Here is a 22,019-nt window from a genome sequence, read left to right as displayed (position 1 = left end):
GAAACCCAACCCATGTGGTCAGACGGGATCGATAGGCAAATCGACAATCCGGAAAACAGCGCCCGATCCCGCATCACGGACCAGATCAACCCGCGCCCCATCCCAGTGATAGTCGAGGTGCCGCCCCTGTAGCGGGTTTGACGCGCAGTCGGGGTAGAAGAGCGCGACGCACTCCCCACCAGGATGCCGGATGCTCGGGCAGACAATTCCGTCCGATCCCGCTCCCCTAAGGTGCATCGCGAGCGCTTGAGATGCGGCATAGCTGTCGGGATCAAGCGCCGGACCTGGCTCCCCCGCCGGAACTCGGAGATCATGCAAGTCTGCATCGACCGACATAACGATCTCACGGAATTGCGACGTCCAGCCAGGCGCTTCGTGGGTTCGGGCCATGAAGCGGGCGTGATGGTGGATCGTCTCGAACAGTGCGGTTTCAAAACGGTCCCCAACATAGAGCACGCCGTAACTGCCGCCGGTAAAGCGGCTCGGCCGATCGGTGCTGACATGGGTGAATGGCGCCATGAGGTAGGAGGCGCCGTTGCCGCCGACGCGGCGGCCAACCGGAACGAGGTCGAGATTACCAATCGTCGCCATGATGCGAGGATTGGTCTTCTGCTCGGCCGAAATCAGCAGCGGCCAGTCCGCGGGATCGGCGATGTCCTCGAACAGGTCGATCGGCGGAAAGGCGCTGCGGATGATCCTGACAGCGCCCTTCCACTCAACTCTAGAAACGGGGATTTCTGCTGCTTCGCTCACCAGCCGCCGCGCTCAGCGTCGAGGTAGCGACGCACCCGCATGATGTCAGTGAGTTCACCTCCGAGCATCATATCGAGGGCGCTGGAGCCCCCGAACGCATCATTGGCCGCCCTAATCCAGGCATACCCGCGGGTCGCCTCCGAGAAGATGATTCGGAGCGCCTTGTGGATCCCCATGAGGTTGGAGAGACGCGCTCGCCCATCGCGCGACACGCGCCCGGGGCCTTCCGCCTTCCAGCGACGATAGGATCGAACCGGCATGTCGAGCAGGGTTGCCGCCTGCTCGTCGGTCAGTTCCCATTTGCCGAACAGATTGAGGACTGCCCGGAACATGGCAGCTGCCTCATCCTGGGTAATCGGATCGGGACGGAAGGCGGTAACGGAAGTATCAACGGGTTGCAGAGCCAGCATGGCAGTTCTCCATATGGCATCATATATGGCAAATAATGCCATCTGGCAAGGAACTCTGCCGATCATGCCAGTCTGGCAATCACGCTCGCCGCGCCCTCGATCGGCACGAAGAGCCGGGTCTGATAGCGGATGATCTCGGTAAAGCAGCCTTGGGCCTTGTACCAGTCGAGCCGAGCAGCACTCCATCCCGTAAGCTCAAGTCGCTGTGACCCATTGACCAGACTGCGTTTGACCAGGAGCTTTTCGCGGCCCGCGAGTTCCATGGCGCGGCCCGTCGCCAAGACGGTCTGGACAATGTCGTCGGCGGAAAGAGTTTGCTCGCGTTCCAGACCCAGCGCTCGGCACAGTTCGGGCACGCAATGGACGGGAACCTCTCGGCCGAGGAGCGAACGGCCATCTGCTGCCGAAATGCGGCTTACCCTCACGAAATCCGAAGGGAGCTTGTCCCAGACCGGAAGCAGGAGGCCCGTCGCAAGATAGAGGCGCTCGCGCTTGTGGCTCGAACGGGCTTCTTCGACCTCGGTCGCCCAGGCTTCACGGAAAACGTCGACGGAAATTGCCTCCCAGCTGCTCTCAGCGAGCTGATCCTCGGTGATGTGAGTCCGCTTCAAGGGGCGCAGCAGTTCGAAGCGGGAAACGCGGGTGCCGTCATCAGCAAGAATACTGCGGGCAGGCACGAGCAAGGCAACCCGACCAGAGCGGGCGTTCCGAACCGGTCGCTGCCGCTGCCCGGTGAGGCCGTGGATCTCCTCGAGCCGCTTCAACGTAAGCGGCTTCAAGGCTCTGGCGATTTCCAGCTCCAGCAGATGGGTAGTCGCGCCCGATGCCGGATCGGTGCGCAGCAGCGTGTCGGAAAGGACCGCAAAGTCCTCGACTGCGATGGTCTCGAGGCCCAGATCAAGGGTGCCGGCCTGCCGGGCGGCATCGATACGCGCTTCGACCAGCCCCATGAACTCATCGAAGATCGCGTTCTGCAGGGCTATGGGAAGCGCCAGGATGCGGTTGAGCCAGCGCTGGATCGACGGCAGATCATCGACCATTGAACCGTCGGCTCCTTCGATCCGGAGACCTGTCAGCTCCTGGAAGCGCCCGAGACTGACCGCTTCGAGCTTGCCGGTGAACAGCAAGCCGAACCAGCGATGGAGTGCTTCCTTGGCGTAGATGCTTTCGAGATTGTCGGCGGGATCGAACAGGTTTTGTCCGCCGGTCTGGCGCTGCCCGCGCGTCAAGGCCCCGAGGCTGTCAAGCCGTCGCGCGATCGTCGAGATGAAGCGACGCTCGCCGCGCACATCTGTCGTCACGGGCCTGAACAGCGGGGCCGATGCCTGATTGGTGCGATTGGTCCGCCCGAGCCCCTGGATTGCGGCGTCAGCCCGCCAGCCCGGCTCGAGCAGGAAGTGGACGCGGCGGGCCTGGTTCTTCGCGGTCAGATCGGCATGGTAGCTGCGCCCGGTTCCCCCGGCATCGGAGAACACCAGGATGCGCTTGGCTCCGTCCATGAATGCCTGGGTTTCGGCCACATTGGCTCGTGGGGAGCGGGATTGGAGTTTCTGGCGACCATCGCGGCCGACGATCAGCCGGCGCGTCCGACCGGTGACTTCTGCAACCTGGTCAACACCGAAACGCTCGATGATGGCATCGAGCGCGGTGGCGATCGGCGGCAGGGCGCAAAGCTGCTCGATCATCCGGTCGCGTGCGGCCAGCGCAGTTCGACAGTGTACAGGTGCGCCGTGCGCGTCACTCATCGGCTCGGAGCGAGGATTGCCGTTTTCGTCAGTGAACACCGCCATCAGGCGAACTGGGAAGCTCTTGGCGAGATAGTCGATCACATATTCTTTGCAGTCGCAGTTTATGTCGAGCGTGGCGGCGGGAGGCGCAGGTTTCCTTCGGTTTTCCATGATTTCACTCCAGATAATTGCCTGAAAAGGTTGAATGCTGGGGCCGTTAGGATTGTCGGCACCGCTGGAATGGTGCAGGTTGTAGAAAATCCCAGGGGCAGTCGTTCGTCGCTTTCAATCGAGGTCCCGATGCAAGGCTGTCCGCCATGGAGATCTGCCATGCCGAGCAAACTGCCCAAGCGCTCCATTACCGTTTTTCTCGCAGGGATTTTTCTGGGCTTGCCCGGCGTCGCGGGCGCAGTGACATTGACGTCATTAAAGGGCATGGATCTCGAAGGAAGCTATGGCTCGTATGCGCCGCGTGGCGATTGCTCTCGAGGGGCGAGCCTTGAGATCAACGAAACCGGTTTTACTTTCAAAGCGTCTGGTCAGACTGTAAAAAGCACCCGGTTTGAGTACGCGGCTTCGTTTCTTGGCCCGACCTATGAAGGCATTAGTGCGGTCTTTTTTCCTTTTCCTGTCAATGCCAACGATTTCGGACGCGTGATCTTGACGGTTAATGACGACGAAAAGCGAGGCGTAGTCCGCCTTGAAGCAGACGTCGCGCCTGGACAGCGCCTGGATCCGTTCAAGTCAGCGCTCGTGTCGCAATCCCCATTGCTCTTGTGCAATGGGTCTGGGCCGGCATCTGCTGCTTCAAAAGCACCGCTGCAAGGAAGGCCAGTTTTAGGAAAACCGACGCCGCTAGCCTGGACCAATCTTGCCAGTTCCATAGGGAAATTCCAAAGTGATTCCGATCCCAACGGAATAGATCTTTTGACAAGTGGTCCGATAGCTGACGCGATACGTTCGCGTTTGGGCCGTAAAATGGACCTGCTGGCCAGCAATCTTTCGGCGATATCCGGTCTCCAACGACAAGGGTCTCTCTATTGGGTTACGGGAAATGCGCCGCATCAAGGCGGTGTAGAGCAAGCCTATGTTTTGCTTGATGCAAATCGCCGTGCCGTTCAAATTGGCCTTTGGGAAAAGGGAAAGTTGACGGTCTATGCGCCTCAAGGAGGCCGCTTGCCCGTGCCCCAGGACATTACTCGCCTGCTTATGGACAGCCCACCTGAGGACGCAGTGCCGCTGCCTGGGACTGCTTGGGAGGTCGTGCCGGTCCAAGGTCGCGCCCCAATGGCCTATGTCGATGTAGCTGCTTCGCCAAACATCAAGTCGTTTAGCCTGTTTTGTGAAGGCAACCGCCCCATGATGGCCATGCTCCTTAACAAGCCCGCGACGGTGCAGCGCGTTACGGTTACATGGAATTTTGCTGGTCGATTAATTGACATTCCGACCGGCCGCGCGAACGCTCAGAGCACGTTTTGGCAGGCCAACCTCACTGGTTCCCAACTCATTCCGATGCTGCTCCGTCAAAACGGTTCGGTTATGCTACGCATCAACGGCCGCCTCGAAGGCGAAGCTTTGTTGGCGGGAGCGCCACTGGCGCTTCGGACTGCGATGCGGACCTGTGTCAAATTTTGACATGACCTCCTGCACGTATTTCCTGAAGCATTGATAGTAGATCGTCGCTTTGCGGCTTAAGCGCCCGGGCCTGATGGCAGGGGCGCCGTGTGCCGCGAGAATTTGCAGCTTTTCCTCGGGATCGGCGCGCAAATAGGTCTCGGTGCTCTGGATGCTGGCGTGCCCGAGCCATAATGCGACCTTGCGAATGTCCCCGGTCGCCGCGAGCGTGTGCATTGCGCAGGAATGGCGCAGCACGTGCGGTGTTACGCGCTTTCCAAAGATCGACGGCTGCTTCTCTGCCGCGGCCTTGACGTGCTCCGCCAAACGGAACGCAAATCCGTCGCGGGTCATGGGTTGCCCTTTGGCATTGAGGAATATCTCGGCAGCTTGCGCATCGGGGCGGATCGCAAGCCACGCGCGCAATGCGAACTGAGTCTCCTTCCAGAGCGGGAGGACCCGTTCACGCCGACCCTTGCCCATGATGTGCACGGTGGACAGGGAGCGGTCCGGGAAATCGCGCAGTTGTAGCGTTACGAGTTCCGACACCCTCAGCCCGCCAGCATAGGCCAGATGCAGCATTGCGCGATCGCGGGTGCCAAGGCGTGTCCGGGGATCCGGGGCGTCGAGCAAAGCCTTGATCTCTGCCCGGTCGAGGTAGTCGATCAGCGCCTTGTCGGTCTTCTTGGTAGGGATCGATCTGACGCGAAGGGCCTGATCTAGGCAGGCCGGAATACGATACTCGATGTAGCGGAAGAAGGACCGGATCGCGGCGAGCCTGCCATTGCGAGTCCGAACACAGCTGCCGCGACCGTTCTCGACATGGTCAAGGAAGGCCATGATCATGTCGGTGCCGAGATCCTCGATCTCGAGATCGGTCGGCCGACGCTTCAGCCGATCGGCAGCGAACTGGACCAGGAGGACGAAGCAGTTGGCGTAGGTCTTCACCGTGTGCGGACTAACAGCACGTTCGCGTGGCAGATGTTCACGCAGGTAGGTCGAGAGATGCGGAGCGAGAGCCGTCATGCCGCTTCTCCTCGGTAAAGTTGCTCGCTGGCGGCAGCGATATCGCGCAGCAGCACCGGAGTGGCCTCGAGATACCAATAAGTGTTGGCGACCGACGCGTGCCCCAGATAGACGCTGAGTCCGGCCATGTGGTGTGCGATCGCCTCCCTGTCAGGTGGGCAGGACTCAAGGGAACGCACGGCGAAAGTGTGCCGCAAGTCGTGTAGCCGCATCCCGGCCGTTCCAGTTGGTCCGCGGCATCCAAGCTGTCGGGCCAGCCTGACGAACACGATGTGCGCGCGCACTTTATGGGGGGCTCTTCCGCGGATGGTCACGAACAGGTCATTGCCCGTGGCGCCGAGCCTTGCCCGGGTGGCGAGATATGCTTCGAGCGCCTGACGGGTCGACGGCTGCAAGGCAATCAGCCGCTGCTTGCCGAACTTGCCGTTGCGGACGATCAAGCCATCCTCGACCAGATCGTTGCATTGTAATGCGAGGGCCTCAGAAATCCGGAGACCTGTCGCCGCCAGCAGCCCGAACAGGTAGTGGTACGTGTATGGGCTGATCGTGCCTTGGGGTGGAACGTCCAATGCAGCAGTCATGATCGCCCGCACTTGGTCCGGTTCAATGATCTTCGGCGTCGGGCGTGGCCGCTTGCCCCGGCCGAATACGCCGGCAGGCGGAACTTCGTGGCCTGAATCTTCGGCGTGCGCGAAAAGGCTGAAGTTACGTGCGGTGTCGAACCTCCGGCGAGCCACATATTGTGAGCTCGACGTGTGGCACCAGTCGTAGATGCGCTGGACCTGAGTGTGCTGATCGCCGAAACCCTCGGCGTATGCAGCGTACTGGCGGAGCATCCGGTCCTGTTCGGAATACTTGCGACCCAGGTTGCGATGCAGCGTGACGTATCTGGAAATGTGGATGTTCAGCATGACTGTTCTCCCGGCCAGGGCTGCGCGATCTTCATGAGCATCGGCAGATCGACCTTGGCGTAGATGGCAGTGGTCTCGGGCGAGCTGTGACGCAGGATGGTCCCGACGGACTCCAGGCCTGCGCCTGCGCGCAGCAGGTTGGTGGCAAGCGAATGCCGGAATATGTGTGACCCGGTCGGCACTCCTTCGATCCCACCGCGGTCGCGCGTACGAGCGACGATGCCCGCGATCTCAGCGGACGAGCGGAATGGCCGAAACGGTGCTTGTGCACGCAGGAACAGATGCTTTTCGGCGGTCTTCGGGCGGGCTGCCGCAAGATATGCCAGGATCGCGTCGCCAACATCCTGCGGCAATGGCAGGCGGTCCGGTCGACGCGTCTTGCCCTTGACCGTCAGGTGGCCGGATCGCCAGTCGATGTCGTCGAGACGCATGTCCTGAATATCGGCAGCCCGCAGGCCGAGCCTGGCGAGCAGGAGAATGATGGCCTTGTCCCGGACTTCCACCGGACGATCTGTCGGACAGGCCGCAATGATCCTCTCGATCGTTGCCGGGTCGACATGGCGCGGCAGCGTCGAAAGGCGGTAGCGCTGCACTGATGGAACTGCATGCAATAAAGCCGGCCGGCACTCGCCACGCACGACCAGAAACCGGATGTAGCTCCTCATTATCGTGACGAGCAGCGATGCCGAGCCCGGCGTCTCCTTGCTTCGTCGTTGGAATGCGCTCCTGAGTCCGGCGGCATCCCATTGCGCAGGCTCGCCCAGCATTGGCATGAGCCGTCTGATATCAGTCCGGTAGCGCCGGATCGTCTCGTCCGTGGCGCCGCGGTGTTGCTTGAGCCATGCCAAGTAAGCCGACATGTGCGGGTCATCGTCCGCCACCGGTTCAACCAATGGGATGGCGCCCCGGCCTCGCAGGAACTCGACGAAGTGCCGTGCGCATCGCCGCCGCCGCTTGGTGCCCGTTGCGACCAGCTTGCCCCGCTTGCGCCAGACCGGGCATCGGCAATCATGCGCTGCATAGTGGTCGATGATCGCGTCATCGATCTCGATCCATTGGCGCCGCGCCATACAGAACCGCACAGCCTGACTTCTCGTCGAGCGACAGAGAGGAGAGGAATGCGGTGAGAAGGGCGCCGTGACTGGGCGGCTCTTCGACCCGGAGCGGGGCCGCTCGAAACGGCAATGATGATCTTGATCGCATGTTGGTTCCTTCGACTTGTTGAGGTCGAGGGAACCGTAATTATCTGGAGTGAAATCATGGAAAACCGAAGGAAACCTGCGCCTCCCGCCACCACGCTCGACATAAACTGCGACTGCAAAGAATATGTGTAATGTTGAGCTCAACATTAAACATATTCCCGCGGGGAGAGGTCGATCTCGAGAGCTTCGCGCTCCTCGTCAGACAGGTCAGCAAGCCGGCGGTCGAGCATGGCTTCTGCCGTAGAGACAAGCTGGACGACAACAGCGTGACCGTCGGCAATCGCCGTATCGATCGCGGGCAGCAAGCTGGGGAGCTTCATCGACAGAAGCAGCTGCGCGAAGAAGCGCTGCTTGGTTCCCTCGAAGATCGACAGCGCTGCGGACTTGGCACCGGAGTTGAGCGTTCCCCCGGTCTCGCTGTCGACGATCCGCGTGGCTTCCAGCGCGTCGCGCAGGTTGGCGTGGATGATCGCCCAGGCCTCAGCATAGGCATCGTAGACCGCGATCTGATCCTCGGTCAGGCAATGCTCGAGGATCTCGTACTCGACACCGGCGAATGAAAGGGCCCGGGCGGTGTAGAGGCCGAGCGACTTGAGGTCCCGCGCAACCAGTTCCATCGCGGCGATGCCGCCGTCGCGAATGTCGGCAACGAACGCCTCGCGATTAGCGAAGGCGGTCTCCGGCCCCCACAGCCCAAGGCGGGTCGCATAGGCCAAATTGTTGACGTCGGACGCACCTGTTGCCGAAGCATAGAGCACCCGTGCGCGGGGCAGGAGGTTCTGCAGGCGCACGCCAGCGATACCCTGCTCCGATCCCTTGACCTTGCCTCGCGATCCTTCGCCGCCAGCAGCATTGGCCATGGCGTGCGCCTCGTCGAACACGATCACGCCCTCGAAGTCTTCACCGGCCCAGGCTAGGATCTGGTCAAGCCGCGTTGCGTCGCTCCGGCCTGAACGCAGGGTTGGATAAGTGACGAAGAGAATGCCGTCGCGCATTGCGATGGGGGTGCCCAGCTTCCAGGACGCCAGCGGCTGGATGTCGATCGGCAGGCCGCCAAGGGCGGCCCAGTCGCGGCGCGCGTCTTCGAGCAGCGCCTCGTTCTTCGAAATCCAGATATGGCGGCGCTCGCCGCGCACCCAGCGATCGAGAATGACGCTCGCGACCTGGCGTCCTTTACCAGCGCCGGTGCCGTCCCCAAGGAAGTAGCCCTGTCGGTAGACCTGACCTTCCGCCGAGGCCTTGAGCGAACAGCCCTTGTCCTCGGGCTCGAACCGGCCGGGAAGATCGCGGGCGTGAGCGCTGGCGGCGTAGATCAGGGTCTCTGCTTGGGCAGCAGACAGCATTCCCTTGGCGATAAGCCCGTCGGGCAGCTGCGGCACCGCGTCCGGCTTGGGTGCCGAGATCGACCCCATGGCGACGGACTCGACGAGCGGCGTTGGATGCTCGGCCGCGCCATCGATCACGATCCGGCTGGGGCGATAGGGCAGATAGTGGCCGACCTGAGGGGCGACCGGCGCAGGGGTTTCAAGCGACTGGTAGGTAAGCGACCCGATGGCGTAGGCTGAAGGAGTGATCCTCGCTGGTGTAGGCAACGGCCTGCGCGGCACCGCCACAAGGCGAAACGGCGCACGAGCCGGAAGGCTCGATTGCTCAGTAACAGCCTCCAAGCTGGCGCGAGCCGGCAAAGCATCAACAAGATCGACCAGCTGGCGAAAGTCGTTTGTGCGGATAGCGACAGGCTCATGGGAGCCTTCCACCTTGTCGAAGACCAACAGCCGCGTGGTGATGCCGGTGCCCTGTCTGACGAACGCGCGTTCGACGTCGGCAATGAGCCGCAGCGAGATCGGTCCCTTCAACCCCGCCAAGAACTTCGCACAGTCGAACCATTCAGGCATGATCGCGACAAGCCGCCCCCCGGACGCCAGACGGTTCCAGGCCGACCGCAGATGGCGCGAGCCAGTGTGACTATCGTGCCCTCGCTCAATGCCGTGGGAATAGGGAGGGTTCATCAGCACGACGCTCGGGATGATGGCTGGATCGAGCAGTTCGTCGATCAGCTCAGCGTCATAGCCGGTCACTCGGGCCGCAGGGAACAAGGCGCTCAGGCAGTCGCGGCGAAGCAGCGAGATTTCGTTGAGGGCAAGGCGCGAGCTGGCCTTGGCGGTCCAGACCGCGAGCATCCCCGTTCCGGCCGATGGTTCGAGCACAAGTTCGCCAGTGGCCAGCGCGCAGGCCCGAGCAGCAAGCCAGGCAAGGCGCGGCGGCGTTGCAAACTGCTGCCATTCGATCTGCTCGTCGCTGCGATTGCTCTGGGTCGGAACTCGGGCATCGAGGCCGCAGAAGAACTGTTCCGCCTCGTCGATCGTGCTCGTGGGCTGGACTTGATCTGATGCTTGCAGGTGTTGAACCTGCGCCAGCTCGAGCGCAGCGTGAGCATCACGGACTGACCATGCCCCGAGTGCATCGGTTCCACCGAAGTGGTCCGTCATGATGCGGTTGATGTCGCTGCGCGAAAGCGCGCTGCCTGCTGCCAATTGCAACGCCATTGCTTTGGCTGCCGTCACGACAAGCGGCGGAGATGGTGGATCGAATGCGAAAGCGAGGGAAGAGTCGGGCATGGGAAACCTCCTGACGAGGTCCTGCGTCTCGCAGGCCTCAATCAGCCGAAGGCTCCCTCCCCTCTGGCTCGCTGATCAGGTTTTCCGAGCAAGCCTCGCCGTAAGTTCATCGTTCCAGTCGAAACCGGTCGATGCTGGCACTCGCGAGCGGATCACACGGCCTGATGCAGAAAAGGCCTTTCGCGCGCGCTGATCCGCGAGTTCGCCTCCTGGATCATTGTCGATGAACAAGTGGAGCTCGCGCACACTCTCTGGAATCGCGACGAGGCCGAACCGCTCGTTACCAAGCGTTGCCCAGCAAGGGACGCCAAACATCTGCATGGCTGACAGCGCACTTTCGATACCTTCGGCAAGGCCCAACCGGCCCGCTGCTGGCGGGGCCAGTCTGACAGCACCACAGCCAAGGCTGCCAAGCGCACGCTTTGGCCGATCGAAACCGGCGAGCTTTGCGTTCGGCGCGTCGAGAAATGTCCTGTGTATCGCGATTATGCCGATGTCGGTTGTGACTGCCGCCAACATTGCAGGGAGGAACTGGACCGCACCACGTGGTCCGAGCGGCGTGCGCTCGAGATAACGGAGCTGATCAGAGGCACGCAGGATCCCGCGCTTCGCAAGGTATCCTTCGGCAGGGCTGTCGGAGATCGCCGTCGCCGAGTGCCACAAACGCCGCGCGTTGGCATTGAAGGCGCTTTTATCCGGTCGATCAGCGGCCACGGCACCAGAGCCATCGAACAGGTCACGGCTGCGAACACCCTGGCGGTCCAGTGCCGCAATGACCTCCTCGTTCGAGCATCCTGCGAAGCAATGAAACAGGATCGCCTTTCTTCCCAGCGTCACGCTTAGTGAAGGAGTTCGGTCATCATGCGCCGGGCAGCAGCACATGCCTTTGCCCCGACTCCATTTCCCCTGAAGGCTTTCGACAATGGTGCGGGCGCGGCGTTCGAGTTGATGAGCATTGTCTAACGGGGGCATCGACCTTCTCCCGGTTGAGGTGCCCTCCCTGCTCAGCCTCCGCTCTGCACCAGCGCCAAACCATTTTCCTACTTCATATGTTCTTTATATGTTCTCACTCGATTCGGCTATACAGGGATCGAGAAATGACAATGAAAGCTATCTTGGTCGCAGGCTTCGCGATCACCTCTGCTACCTCCGCCAGAGCCCAGGATTTGTCCGCGCCAGCCACAATCGCAGCCCCCGCCAGTCACTCCGAAGGCATCCGGATTGCTGAAACATCGAACGGCTTCCAGCTGGTCGAGCATGGGCTATGGTCATCCCGTCAGGCCGGCCCAGCATCTGGTCTTACTGTTCCACAAAATGGCCGGGTGAACCTGCCATACAGATACGAACCCAAGGCCGCACGTGGCCCGTCCGGCTTCAGGCGAGCAAGCTACCTTCCCCACATCTATGCGGCAGAAGCGAAGTACTCATTGCCCGCGGGCCTGCTCGATGCGCTCGTATGGACAGAATCTCGATACAACCCCTTTGCCGTCAGCCCTGCAGGCGCAGCAGGTCTTGGACAGCTGATGCCAGCCACGGCCAAAGAACTCGGGGTCTTCAATCGCTTCGATCCTATGGCCAACATCTTCGGCGCGGCGCGGTATCTGCGGCAGATGCTCGACAAGTTCGGCGTGGTTCACCTCGCGGTGGCTGCCTACAATGCGGGTCCCGGCGCCGTGGAACGCGCAGGTGGCATTCCCCGGAATGGCGAGACGCCCGGATATGTTCGAGAGGTCCTTCGACAATGGCGTTTCTAAAGATCGACCCACAATGGCCAGAGCACGGTCATCATGCTGCGGTCTCTAGCTGGACGGGTTCGTAGCGGTTGCGAACCCCTGTGAGATTAGCCGTCTTTGACTTCGACTGGGTACTTGGCTGCAATCTGCATTACCTCCTTACCCCACAGCGCCAACGCCTCCCGTTTCTCGTTGGTATACTGGTGACGGTGATAGACCCCAGCGACGCCAGCCATAGCTGATCCTGACTGGTGATTGAGGACCGCCTCAGAAACCACCAAGGGTATGCCAAGACGCTGGAGTCCGGTCGCCACCGTCCGTCGAATATCATGCATTGTGAAGTGTCCGGCCTCGTAGCCGAGCTTCTCGTCCACGCTTCCTCTGATCCGTTTCCAGGCCTTGGATAGTCCGCTAACGCTGTTCGTATTGGTGACCTTCGATGCCAACAGGATCTGGGATTGCTTGTGGGCCTCGTCGGGGTCGATGCCAGCCGCCATGAATATCTCGGTAATGACTGCCAGGGCCTGGGCGGATAGCGGCACCACATTCGCTTTGCCGTTTTTCGCTCGATCGCCCGGAACTGTCCAGACTTTCGCCTTGAAGTCGAACTCATCGCACGCCGCATCAAGCACTTCACCTCTGCGTTGAGCCGTAAGAATAAGCATCTGCACGAGATGGCCGAACGGATAGCCATCCTCAACAGCAGATTGCCACAGCGCAGCAAGCTCACGGTCGCTGAGTACACGGTCGCGAGGCTCATTCCGCTTCGGGCGCCACGCATCCCGGCAGGGGTTGGCTGGCATATGCTCAAGTCTGGTGAGCGCCCACGTGTAGAAGGTCGAAAGATGGCGATACACGATGCGCGCCATCGTCAGGGTTTCCTTGCCCCGCTCGAACGCAATTTTCTCAACGAAGCGGCTCACGTCACTTCGGGTAATGGAGTCCGCGAGCCGGTCTCCAATCTCGGGCTCGATGTATTTTCGGAACACTCGATCGAACTCCCTCGCGCTCCGCTTTTTGCCCTCGATCTGCTGAGCAAGGTACGTCTCGTAGAGCTCCGCGACTGTCCCGACCCCTTTTGATCCCTTTCTCTTTGCCCCCGCCTTTCTGGCGATGCTCTTGCCCTGCTCGACATCGACAAGCAGATCGCGCGCCTTCTTTCGGGCATGGGCCAGTGTAAAGCTTGGCCCATGGCGTCCGATTGTCACATTCAACCATTTGCCCTGAACCCGCTTGCGCAGAATGTACGTCTTGATACCACTGGCACCCATGCGGAGCCTGAGGCCGGGTACGATACCATCGGCGAGCTCAACCTGACCCGCAGTCGGCGCCTTCAGCCCTGCGATCTTCGCATCCGTCAAACCTACTTTGTTCGCCATATGTACCTGCTACCTTAGGTAGCTTTTTGTAGTGGATACTGGCGAACATTTCAAGAACAATGCGGACTATGAATCGCAGATTTCCGCCATTCTTGGACCCATGCGGACGCGCTAGGACCCTCTGATCATGGCTCTTAATCAGCGGGTCCTTGGTTCGAGCCCAAGTGCGTCCACCACCCTCCTCTTTCATATTCAGCAGATCACGCCCTGTTCAGGGTTGGAGCGCCGTTGTTATCGCGCTCATCGAATTGGCCATTGCGCCATAGCTGGTATAGGCGAACGTTCCGACAAGGGCGGCGCCGAACAGCACCAGTGAAGCGCGCTCGAGCAGCTGACCCAGCCAGCGCCAGTCACTGGGCTTAGCCAAGATTTGCACGCTGCCATGCCTGTCGGAATGAACGCGGCGCTCCATGCCCGGGACCTTGCCGCCGCTGTTGTCATTGGCAAAACCGGCGACAACCGAATCGATATTGACCTCATCCGACAGCATCACGCCAAAGCAGCGCCCGCTGGACCAGACGACCCGGCCCACGAAGATGTGATCGGCTCGCCTTATCTCGATATAATGGCCCCGACCGGGCGGATCGTCGGTTTCGGCCATCAGGCCCTTTTTCGACAGGTTCCGGATGCTTAGATCGATCCAGTCGCAGTTCGATCGCATCCGGCCATGCAGCCGTACCTTCCTGCGCGCTGCGCGCTTACGTAAGCCTGCAAATGCCAAGTCCCGTTATCCTCATGTGATGAGAAGATCCGGAACTGGCTTATCCTATCATTACGCCCAGTGTGTTTGGGCGGGGCTAGGGACTGTTACCTAAGACTGTTTTTGCAGGCAGAACGGGCAGTTGGCGGCATAATGGCCCGGCACGATTTCCTCGAATACAGGCTCGTGGCTCTTCATGTAATCGTCATGCTGCACGGGGCTCCGCGGCCAGAAATTGCACCCCGATGGCGGGTTCATGGGGCTTGGCGGATCGCCTTCCAGCACGATGCGGCTGCGGCTGCGTTCAAGCCGCGGATCGGGGCGCGGGATCGCGCTCATCAATGCGCGGGTGTAGATGTGCAGCGGATCGTCAACGATGTCCTCTGCGCTGCCAAGTTCGATGATCTTGCCAAGATACATCACCGCAATACGGTCGGCGATATAGCGCACGACAGACAGATCATGGCTGATGAAAATCATCGTCAGGCCCATCTTGCGCGTCAGATCCTTGAGCAGATTGAGGATCTGCGACTGGATCGAGACGTCGAGGGCGGAAACGGGCTCGTCCGCGATGATCAGCTTGGGTTCGGGCGCCAATGCACGGGCGATTGCGACGCGCTGGCGCTGGCCGCCCGAGAATTCGTGGGGGTAGCGGCGCATCTGGGCCGGGTTCATGCCCACGGTTCGCATCAATTCGGCAATGCGGGCACGCAGGGCTTCACCCTTCAGCTCAGGGTGGCGGGTGCGCACTGCTTCGCCCAGCGTGTCCATCACCGTCATGCGCGGGTTCAGCGATGCATAGGGATCCTGGAAGATCATCTGGAAATCGATGCGCGCCTTGCGCAATTCCTTTTCCGGAAGCGCATTCAATTCGCGCCCTTCCAGAATGACGCGGCCCGATGTCGGCTTGATCAGTTGCAGGATCGTGCGCCCCAGCGTCGATTTGCCGCAGCCGGATTCGCCGACAAGGCCAAGGATCTCACCCTCCTGCACGGTCAGCGAAATGCCGTCGACCGCCTTCACCACGCCCTTCGACTGGCGGGAGAATGCCTTGTTGCCGAGGTCGAAATGGGTCTTGAGATCGTCGAGGACGAGGAAATCGCTCATGCCAATTCCTCCCCGGCCAGATCGCCGGCATCCTTTTGCGGAAGCACGGTTTCGATGGGCGCGCTGCTGTCACAGAAGCGGCAATCGGCAAAGCAATGACCATCGCCTGCATCGACGAGCTGCGGACGGTCACCCTCCGGCGCGCCGGTCTTGGGATAGGGACAACGCGGGTAGAAGGCGCAGCCGTGGATCGGCTTCGACACGTCTGGCGGCAATCCGGCGATGGTATAAAGGTTCTCGCCCTTGGCCTGCAGCGACGGGATCGTCTTTTGCAGTGACCGGGTATAGGGATGGATGGCGTTGTAGAACACCTGTTCGGCCGTGCCGCTCTCCATCAGCTTGCCGCCATACATCACGTTCACCTTGTCACAGGTGCCTGCGACCACGCCAAGGTCATGGGTGACAAGGATGACCGCGGTGCCAAGCCGGTTCTGCCGCTCCTTGATGATATCAAGGATCTGTGCCTGCACGGTCACGTCCAGCGCCGTCGTCGGCTCGTCCGCGATCAAGAGGTCAGGCTCGGTGATCAGCGCCATCGCGATCATCACGCGCTGGCGCATACCGCCCGAAAACTCATGCGGATACTGGTTCACCCGCTGCGCAGCGCCGGGAATACCCACTTCCTCCAGCGCCTCGATCGCCTTTTTCAGGGCGGCCTTCTTGTCGATGTTCGTGTGGATCCGCAGCGCTTCGATCAGCTGGGTGCTGATGCGCAGATACGGATTGAGCGAGGTCATCGGATCCTGAAAGATCATGCTGATCCGGTTGCCGCGGATCTTGCGAAGCTGCTTCGGCGACATCTGCAGCAGGTCCTGCCCGTCGAAAAAAGCGGTCCCGCTTTCGATCCGGCCCGGCGGCTCGGGAATGAGCTTCATCAGCGAATAACAGGTGACCGATTTGCCGGACCCGGATTCGCCCACGATGCCCAGCGTCTCACCCTTGTCCAGAGTGAAGGACACGCCATCGACCGCGCGCACGACACCGCCGCGGGTATGGAATGATGTCCGAAGATCGGAAACTTCGAGAAGTGCCATAAAATCAGTCCTTCGCGCTCTTGGGGTCGAGCGCGTCGCGTAGGCCATCGCCGAGGAAATTCAGGCAGAAGAGCGTGAGCGCAAAGAAAAAGGCAGGGAAGATCAGCATCCACGGGAAGATTTCCATGTTCTGCTGCCCCTCGTTGATAAGTACGCCCCACGATGCGTCAGGCGGCTGCACGCCAAGGCCCAGGAAGGAGAGGAACGCTTCCAGCAGCATCACGGCAGGAACTGTCAGCGTGGCGACCACGATGACCGGGCCGAGCACATTGGGGATCAGGTGCCGCACGATGATGCGCATATGGGAAAAGCCCAGCGAATTGGCGGCTTCCACGAATTCCTGCTTCTTAAGCCCCAGCACGCCCGATCGCACAATGCGCGCCGTCGTCAGCCATTCGATCGCGCCGATGGCGACAAAGATGAGCCAGAGCGAGCGCCCGAAGGCGACCATCAGCAAAATGACGAAGATCGTGAAGGGAAGCGCGTAAAGCAGGTCGACGAACCGCATCATGGCGCTGTCGACCTTACCGCCGAGATAACCCGCCACCGCGCCATACATCACGCCGATCAGCAGCGCGACCATGGTCGCGACCAGCCCGACGAGAAGCGAGATGCGCCCACCCTCCATCACGCGGACCATCAGGTCGCGGCCCAAAGTATCGGTGCCGAAAGGATGCGCCCAGCTTGGCCCTACGGCGCCAAGGAAAAGATCCTGCGCATCGGCATTATAGGGCGAGAACCAAGGCCCCGCGACGCAGAACAGGCAGATGGCGAGGAAGATGAAAAGGCTCGCCAAAGCCAGCTTGTTGCGGCGCAGCCGTTGCCACGCATCGCGCCAAAGGGAAGAACCTTCCTCCAGCTCTTCGGCCGCAATTTCGCTCGCCTCGGTCGGCGGGGGTACGGGTTCGTCGGCAAGGACGGCGGTTTCGGAATGATCGCTCATAATCTTGGGTCCGACTATTCGTATTTGAGGCGCGGATTGAGCGCGACCTGAACGATGTCGACGATCAGGTTCATCACCACGATAAGCGCGGCGAAAAGCACGGTGCAGCCAAGGATCAGGAAGTCGTCGCGATTAAGCGCGCCCTTCACGAACCATTGGCCAAGGCCGGGGATCTGGAAGATCGTTTCGACGACGAAGCTGCCGGAAATGATGCCGGCCAGCGCAGGGCCAAGGAAGGTAATCGCCGGGATCAAACCGCCCTTCAGGCAGTGTTTCCAGATGATCGTGCGCTCCGGTACGCCCTTGGCGCGGGCGGTTCGCACCCAGTCCTGATTGAGCATTTCCAGCATGCCGCCACGCGTCAGTCGCGCGAAGTAAGCCGCGTAATACAGGCCCAGCGTCAGCGATGGCAGGATCGTATATTCCCAGCCAAACCAGCCCGCCACCGGCAGCCATTCAAGGATCAGGCCGAAGATCAGCACCAGCAAGGGGCCCATGACGAAAGTCGGCAGGCAGATGCCGCCCATCGAGATCGACATGGGCAGGTAATCGAGCCAGCTGTTCTGCCTGACCGCTGCAAGGATGCCGACCGGAATGCCGATGCCCAGCGCCACGGCCAGCGCGAACAGACCCAGCTTAGCCGAAACCGGGAAGCTGGCGCCGATGATCTGGGTGACGGTGCGGTTGGCATAAACGGCGCTAGGGCCGAATTCGCCATGCAGCACATTGGTGATGGAGGTCACGAAACGCTCCGTCACCGGCTTGTCATAGCCGTAGAAGCTTTCGATCTGGGCGAGGATTTCGGGGCTGATCGCGCGTTCGGAGCTGAACGGGCTGCCCGGTGTCGCGGCCACCAGAAAGAAGGTTACGGCGTAAATCGCCAGGAGGACCAGCACGCCCTGCAACAGGCGCGTGGCGATGAAACGCAGCATCAGGCGCCCTCCCCATTCACTTCATCGGCAGCAGCGGTGCCGGAATTGTCGAAATAGATATATTTGTAAGGGTGCCGGTCGAGGAGCTTGGGATACCAGCCCTTTACCCGCGGATCCTTCAGATACACGCGCGTATACCAGTAGATCGGGATGATCGGCAGCTCGTTCAGCAGGATCTCCTCGGCATCATGCATAAGGCCCATGCGCTCTTCCTCCGTCTGGGCGGTGCGCGAGGCGTCGATCAGGCGATCATATTGCGGGTTGCCCCAGCCGGTGTTGTTATTGCCGCCACCCGTGGTGAAGATGTTGAGGAAAGCCGAGGGATAGACATAATCCGCGATCCAGCCCGAACGCGAAACGTCATAATCCAGGTTGATCTGGCTGTTGAGATAGACCTTCCACTCCTGGTTGTAGATGCCGACCTCGACATTGAGGTTCTTCTTCCACATCGCCTGAATCGCTTCCGCCACGCGGCGGTGGTTTTCCGACGTGTTGATCAGGATCTCGCGCGTCGGGAAGCCCTTGCCATCGGGATAGCCGGCCTCGGCCAGCAGACGCCTGGCCGCCTCGACGTCATAGGGAACGGCGGTCGATGCTTCGTAGCCGCTGATGCCCGGCGGGACATAGCCGGTTGCGGGCTGCTGGCCACCCTGCGTCACCTTGTCGACCAAAAGCTGCTTGTCGATCGCCATGGCGAAAGCCTTGCGCACGCGCGGATCGTCGAACGGCGGCTTGGTCGTGTTGACGCGGTAGAAATAGCTGCCGAGATATTTGTCGATCTGCAGCTCATCCTTGAACTTGGTCTTGAGGATGGGAAGCTTCGACGAAGGCACCTCATAGGTGATGTGCAGGCGCCCACCGCGGAACATCGTTTCCTCTGCAGAGATATTCTCGACCGGATAGAAGTTGACGCCGTTCAGCTTGACGTTGGCCGCGTCCCAGTAATTCGGGTTCTTGACCGTCTCCATCACTTCGCTGATCGCCCAGCGTTTGATGACAAACGGGCCGTTTCCGACGAAATTTTCGGCCGTGGACCAGCGGCTCTGGCGATCTGCCGCGCCGCCATTGGCCTCCACGACTTTCGCATCGACCGGGAAATAGGTGTAATGCTTCGTCATGCCGAGGAAATGCGGCGTCGGCCCTTCCAGCGTGACCTGCAGCGTATAGGGGTCGAGGACCTTGACCCCGACCTGCGACCAGTCCGTGATTTCACCCTTTTGATAGGGTTCGGCGTTCTTGATCACGAACAGCATTTCGGCAAATTCCGCGCCAAGTTCCGGCGTCAGCGTTCGTTTCCACGCATAGGCAAAATCCTCAGCCGTCAGCGGATCGCCGTTGCTCCACTTCGCGTTTTCGCGAAGGTGGAAGGTCCAGACGGTGAAATCCTCGTTGCTTTCCCACCTCTCGGCAACGCCGGGCTGGTTGACGAGATCGTCCTTCGGGTCCTGCCCGATCAACCCTTCCATCAAGGCGTAAAGCACACGGCTTTCAGGCGTGCCAGTGGCAAGGCCGGGATCGATCGTCTTGGGTTCGGAACCGATGCCGATCATCAGCACGCCTTCCTCGGCGGCGACGTCGGTGGCCCTTTCGCTCGAACCGCAGGCAGCCAGCAAGGCGGGCGCGCAGATCAGCAGGGCGGCTTTGCAGAAACGGCGTATGCCGGTGAGGGAACCGGCCAGAGAGAACGTGTCCATCGCCTTACACTGGCATGGCAAAGGGCGCGCTGCAATGGCTCAGCGCGCCCCAACCGGTTTCAACTGTAAGTTTTTACCCCGCGGGAGGACCAGTCACGCCAGGGTTCAACCGGGTATTGCCCTCAACACACCGCTCGCAGTGCGGGACGCGGTGCATAATTCGGCTCGCCCGTCTCAAGCCCCAGGATCATCGAGCGATGAGCGACATGAACGAGACGGTCGAACACAGCGGGATGCAAAGCGTTTTCGAAACGCAGCCCCGCGCTCACCCCCTTACGCAGCCAGATCACCTCGGCCATGATCGGCCCGACCTTTCCGAACTGCAGATAGACCGTGTCACCGCGCTGCAGGCTGGTCGGGATGCACTCGACCATGCAGCCTTCATTGGTGAGATTGGCAACGATTGCCGTTCGTGCCAGGCCGCCGCTTGCGCGCAGCTTGCATTCGGCGCCGATTTCCTGCCTCTCGAGCAGACGATATTGCGTGGACATTCCCAAACCCTCTTTTGCGAATGTGGCGTGCAGCAGACCGTTGACCCAAATTCTCGACGACGGTGCGCGGCGGCCATGAATGAAGTGTCACCCGGCCCCCATCGGGTGACTGACCCCCATGTGACCCAGCGCCGCGATTCCTTCAATTTCGGTAACCATATCCCTTAAGCACCCTTCACCGCCTGTCTCATTCCGGTACGACCTTTGGGGATGGCGTAAGGCGAAGGGGGTTAAGTATTTCGGGGAACCGGCTCGTGCCCGTCCCGTTGATCCGGCGGATGGGATGAACGAGAGGTATGTTGCCGTGAACACCGTCAATCCGCTTGTATGGGTCATCATCGCCGCAGCGGTGATAGCGGCCCTCGCCATCTGGTATTTCATCTCCCGCAATCGCACCAAACGCCTGCGCGACCGGTTCGGTGACGAATATGACCGCACTGTTGAGACCACCGGCAACACCGGCAAGGCCGAGCACGAGCTGGAAGAGCGCCAGCGCCGCGTCGCGGCTCTCGACATCCGCCCGCTGACCGTTGCCGAGCATGAACGCTTCGTCCACGAATGGACCGAGGTTAAGAGCATTTTCGTCAACAGCCCGGCAGAGGCCGTATTGCACGCCGACCGCACCATCGGCGCGTTGATGAAGGCCCGCGGTTTCCCCGTGGCCGATTTCGATCAGCGCCATGCCGATCTGACCGTCGATCACCCCGAAGTCGCACGCCGCTACCGCGAAGGCCATGACATTGCCGTTCGCCAGGGCCGCGACGATGTCTCGACCGAGGATCTGCGCCAGGCGATGATCCATTACGAGGCTCTGTATGACGAGCTGATCCGCGATGTCGACCATGCGACCGCCACGGTAAAGGATCGCGCCCAACCCGCGCCCCGCCGGGATGAGCACGTCGAAGATCGTGTGGTCGAGGAGGAAGAGCGCCCGTCGAACGTCCATTCCATCGGGAACGCGGGAACGGTGACGACAACCGCGCCCACGATCCGCGATCCGCATCGCGAGCCCGCCGAATAAAGATCAATAGCCGGTGTAGCGCCCGGGCCTGTGGAAGGCGATGAGCACCGTGCTCATCGCCACCACCGACAGCAGTGACCATGCTGCCAGTTCCGGCGGGCGCGTCAGCACCGCGACCGAGATGATGATGCCGTCGAGCACGAAGCTGAGCCAGCCGACGCTCCACCCCTTTTTTCGGTTGAGCCACACCGACAGGATGGTGACCCCGCCCACGCCTGAGCGATGCCTGAGCATGGCCATCACTCCCGCTCCAGCCGCCGTGCCGCCCGCCACGGCAGCGAAGGCGGGATGGATCGAGGATATGTCGAGCGAAAGGCGCGTCAAAGCCGCCAACATGGCCGTGGCGGTCACGGCGCAAACCGTCTTGATGAAAAATTCGCGCCCCATCGCGCTCCACGCCAGGACGAGGAACGGGATGTTCAACACCCAGAACCAGAAATCGACCGCACCCCCGACAAGATAGGAGAACAGCAGCGCAACGCCGCCCATTCCCGCCGTGACGATCCCGCTTGCCTTCATCAGCACCAGCCCGACCGAAAGCAATAGCGCGCCGGTCAAAAGGCCATAGGCATCCTCCAGCAGGGAATGCGGGCGCGGCTCCGGGAATTCGGGCTCTATCACACCGCTCGCGCTATCGTTGCTGTCTGTCATGGGTTGATCCTTGAATAAGGCGTGCCCGCTAGCCAATCGCATCATGCCCCGCAAGCCACGGGGTGCACCGACA

Annotated in this window: 19 protein-coding genes and 1 pseudogene; 3 read left to right on the top strand and 17 right to left on the bottom strand. The window is 61.0% G+C overall.

The features are described from left to right. Positions 1–18: 18 nt before the first annotated feature. From A9D13_RS15905 to A9D13_RS15895, 3 genes are all read right to left on the bottom strand, one after another. Positions 19–753, bottom strand: a complete 735-nt coding sequence (locus tag A9D13_RS15905; protein ID WP_066775768.1) for an RES family NAD+ phosphorylase — start codon at positions 751–753, stop codon at positions 19–21. After that, a complete protein-coding gene (locus A9D13_RS15900; protein WP_066775765.1) occupies positions 750–1,163 on the bottom strand; it encodes an MbcA/ParS/Xre antitoxin family protein in 414 nt (137 codons plus the stop codon). Before A9D13_RS15900 ends, A9D13_RS15905 begins: the two co-directional genes overlap by 4 nt. Positions 1,164–1,225: 62 nt before the next feature. Beyond that, complete coding sequence (locus tag A9D13_RS15895; RefSeq protein WP_373288749.1) at positions 1,226–2,908, bottom strand: strawberry notch C-terminal domain-containing protein; 1,683 nt, start codon at positions 2,906–2,908, stop codon at positions 1,226–1,228. A 312-nt stretch (positions 2,909–3,220) separates the two neighbouring features. Here A9D13_RS15895 and A9D13_RS20185 point away from each other — a divergent pair, with 312 nt between their 5' ends. Then, complete coding sequence (locus A9D13_RS20185) at positions 3,221–4,525, top strand: hypothetical protein (protein WP_229665347.1); 1,305 nt, start codon at positions 3,221–3,223, stop codon at positions 4,523–4,525. Here A9D13_RS20185 and A9D13_RS15885 read toward each other — a convergent pair. The 5 genes and pseudogenes from A9D13_RS15885 to A9D13_RS15865 form a co-directional block, all read right to left on the bottom strand. Beyond that, positions 4,515–5,530 (bottom strand): annotated as a pseudogene (locus tag A9D13_RS15885) (tyrosine-type recombinase/integrase). The gene A9D13_RS20185 and the pseudogene A9D13_RS15885 overlap by 11 nt on opposite strands. Further along, positions 5,527–6,441, bottom strand: a complete 915-nt coding sequence (locus tag A9D13_RS15880; protein ID WP_066775762.1) for a tyrosine-type recombinase/integrase — start codon at positions 6,439–6,441, stop codon at positions 5,527–5,529. Before A9D13_RS15880 ends, A9D13_RS15885 begins: the two are co-directional and overlap by 4 nt. After that, on the bottom strand, positions 6,435–7,511 hold the full coding sequence (locus A9D13_RS15875) for a tyrosine-type recombinase/integrase (RefSeq protein WP_066775924.1): 1,077 nt from the start codon (positions 7,509–7,511) through the stop codon (positions 6,435–6,437). The genes A9D13_RS15880 and A9D13_RS15875 overlap by 7 nt, the downstream gene beginning before the upstream one ends. A 278-nt stretch (positions 7,512–7,789) precedes the next feature. Further along, on the bottom strand, positions 7,790–10,261 hold the full coding sequence (locus A9D13_RS15870) for a strawberry notch-like NTP hydrolase domain-containing protein (RefSeq protein ID WP_066775760.1): 2,472 nt from the start codon (positions 10,259–10,261) through the stop codon (positions 7,790–7,792). Between the two features lie 75 nt (positions 10,262–10,336). Continuing rightward, a complete protein-coding gene (locus A9D13_RS15865; protein ID WP_066775759.1) occupies positions 10,337–11,233 on the bottom strand; it encodes a DUF7146 domain-containing protein in 897 nt (298 codons plus the stop codon). A gap of 125 nt (positions 11,234–11,358) precedes the next feature. Here A9D13_RS15865 and A9D13_RS15860 point away from each other — a divergent pair, with 125 nt between their 5' ends. After that, positions 11,359–12,015, top strand: coding sequence for a lytic transglycosylase domain-containing protein (locus A9D13_RS15860; RefSeq protein WP_063976864.1), 657 nt, complete (start codon positions 11,359–11,361; stop codon positions 12,013–12,015). Positions 12,016–12,101: 86 nt separating this feature from the next. On the opposite strand, the gene A9D13_RS15855 is transcribed toward A9D13_RS15860, so the two are convergent. From A9D13_RS15855 to A9D13_RS15820, 8 genes are all read right to left on the bottom strand, one after another. Further along, complete coding sequence (locus A9D13_RS15855; RefSeq protein ID WP_066775757.1) at positions 12,102–13,373, bottom strand: tyrosine-type recombinase/integrase; 1,272 nt, start codon at positions 13,371–13,373, stop codon at positions 12,102–12,104. 211 nt (positions 13,374–13,584) lie between these two features. Beyond that, a complete protein-coding gene (locus tag A9D13_RS15850) occupies positions 13,585–14,094 on the bottom strand; it encodes a hypothetical protein (RefSeq protein WP_172808201.1) in 510 nt (169 codons plus the stop codon). 90 nt (positions 14,095–14,184) lie between these two features. Further along, positions 14,185–15,180: an ABC transporter ATP-binding protein gene (locus A9D13_RS15845; protein WP_066775753.1), complete on the bottom strand. Its 996-nt coding sequence runs from the start codon at positions 15,178–15,180 to the stop codon at positions 14,185–14,187. Beyond that, positions 15,177–16,214: an ABC transporter ATP-binding protein gene (locus tag A9D13_RS15840; RefSeq protein WP_066775751.1), complete on the bottom strand. Its 1,038-nt coding sequence runs from the start codon at positions 16,212–16,214 to the stop codon at positions 15,177–15,179. The genes A9D13_RS15845 and A9D13_RS15840 overlap by 4 nt, the downstream gene beginning before the upstream one ends. A 4-nt stretch (positions 16,215–16,218) precedes the next feature. Then, the gene (locus tag A9D13_RS15835) at positions 16,219–17,157 is read right to left on the bottom strand and encodes an ABC transporter permease (protein ID WP_082922474.1); all 939 of its coding nucleotides are present in this window, start codon (positions 17,155–17,157) and stop codon (positions 16,219–16,221) included. A gap of 14 nt (positions 17,158–17,171) precedes the next feature. Next, entirely contained in the window at positions 17,172–18,089 is a 918-nt protein-coding gene (locus A9D13_RS15830) for an ABC transporter permease (RefSeq protein WP_066775748.1), read from the bottom strand. Further along, a complete protein-coding gene (locus A9D13_RS15825) occupies positions 18,089–19,783 on the bottom strand; it encodes a peptide ABC transporter substrate-binding protein (protein WP_066775744.1) in 1,695 nt (564 codons plus the stop codon). Before A9D13_RS15825 ends, A9D13_RS15830 begins: the two co-directional genes overlap by 1 nt. 122 nt (positions 19,784–19,905) lie before the next feature. Continuing rightward, positions 19,906–20,274 carry a hypothetical protein gene (locus tag A9D13_RS15820; protein ID WP_066775742.1) on the bottom strand — a complete coding sequence of 123 codons (369 nt, stop codon included), beginning with the start codon at positions 20,272–20,274 and terminating at the stop codon, positions 19,906–19,908. Between the two features lie 283 nt (positions 20,275–20,557). Between A9D13_RS15820 and A9D13_RS15815 the strand changes: the two genes are divergently transcribed. After that, positions 20,558–21,295: a hypothetical protein gene (locus A9D13_RS15815; RefSeq protein ID WP_066775740.1), complete on the top strand. Its 738-nt coding sequence runs from the start codon at positions 20,558–20,560 to the stop codon at positions 21,293–21,295. 3 nt (positions 21,296–21,298) lie between these two features. Here the strand turns inward: A9D13_RS15815 and A9D13_RS15810 are convergent, their stop codons facing one another. Further along, a complete protein-coding gene (locus A9D13_RS15810) occupies positions 21,299–21,946 on the bottom strand; it encodes a YitT family protein (protein ID WP_066775737.1) in 648 nt (215 codons plus the stop codon). Positions 21,947–22,019: the final 73 nt, after the last annotated feature.

Origin of the sequence: Croceicoccus mobilis, assembly GCF_001661965.1 — a bacterium.
Classification (GTDB): Bacteria; Pseudomonadota; Alphaproteobacteria; order Sphingomonadales; family Sphingomonadaceae; genus Croceicoccus; species Croceicoccus mobilis.
This window is presented reverse-complemented; position numbering and strand designations above follow the sequence as displayed.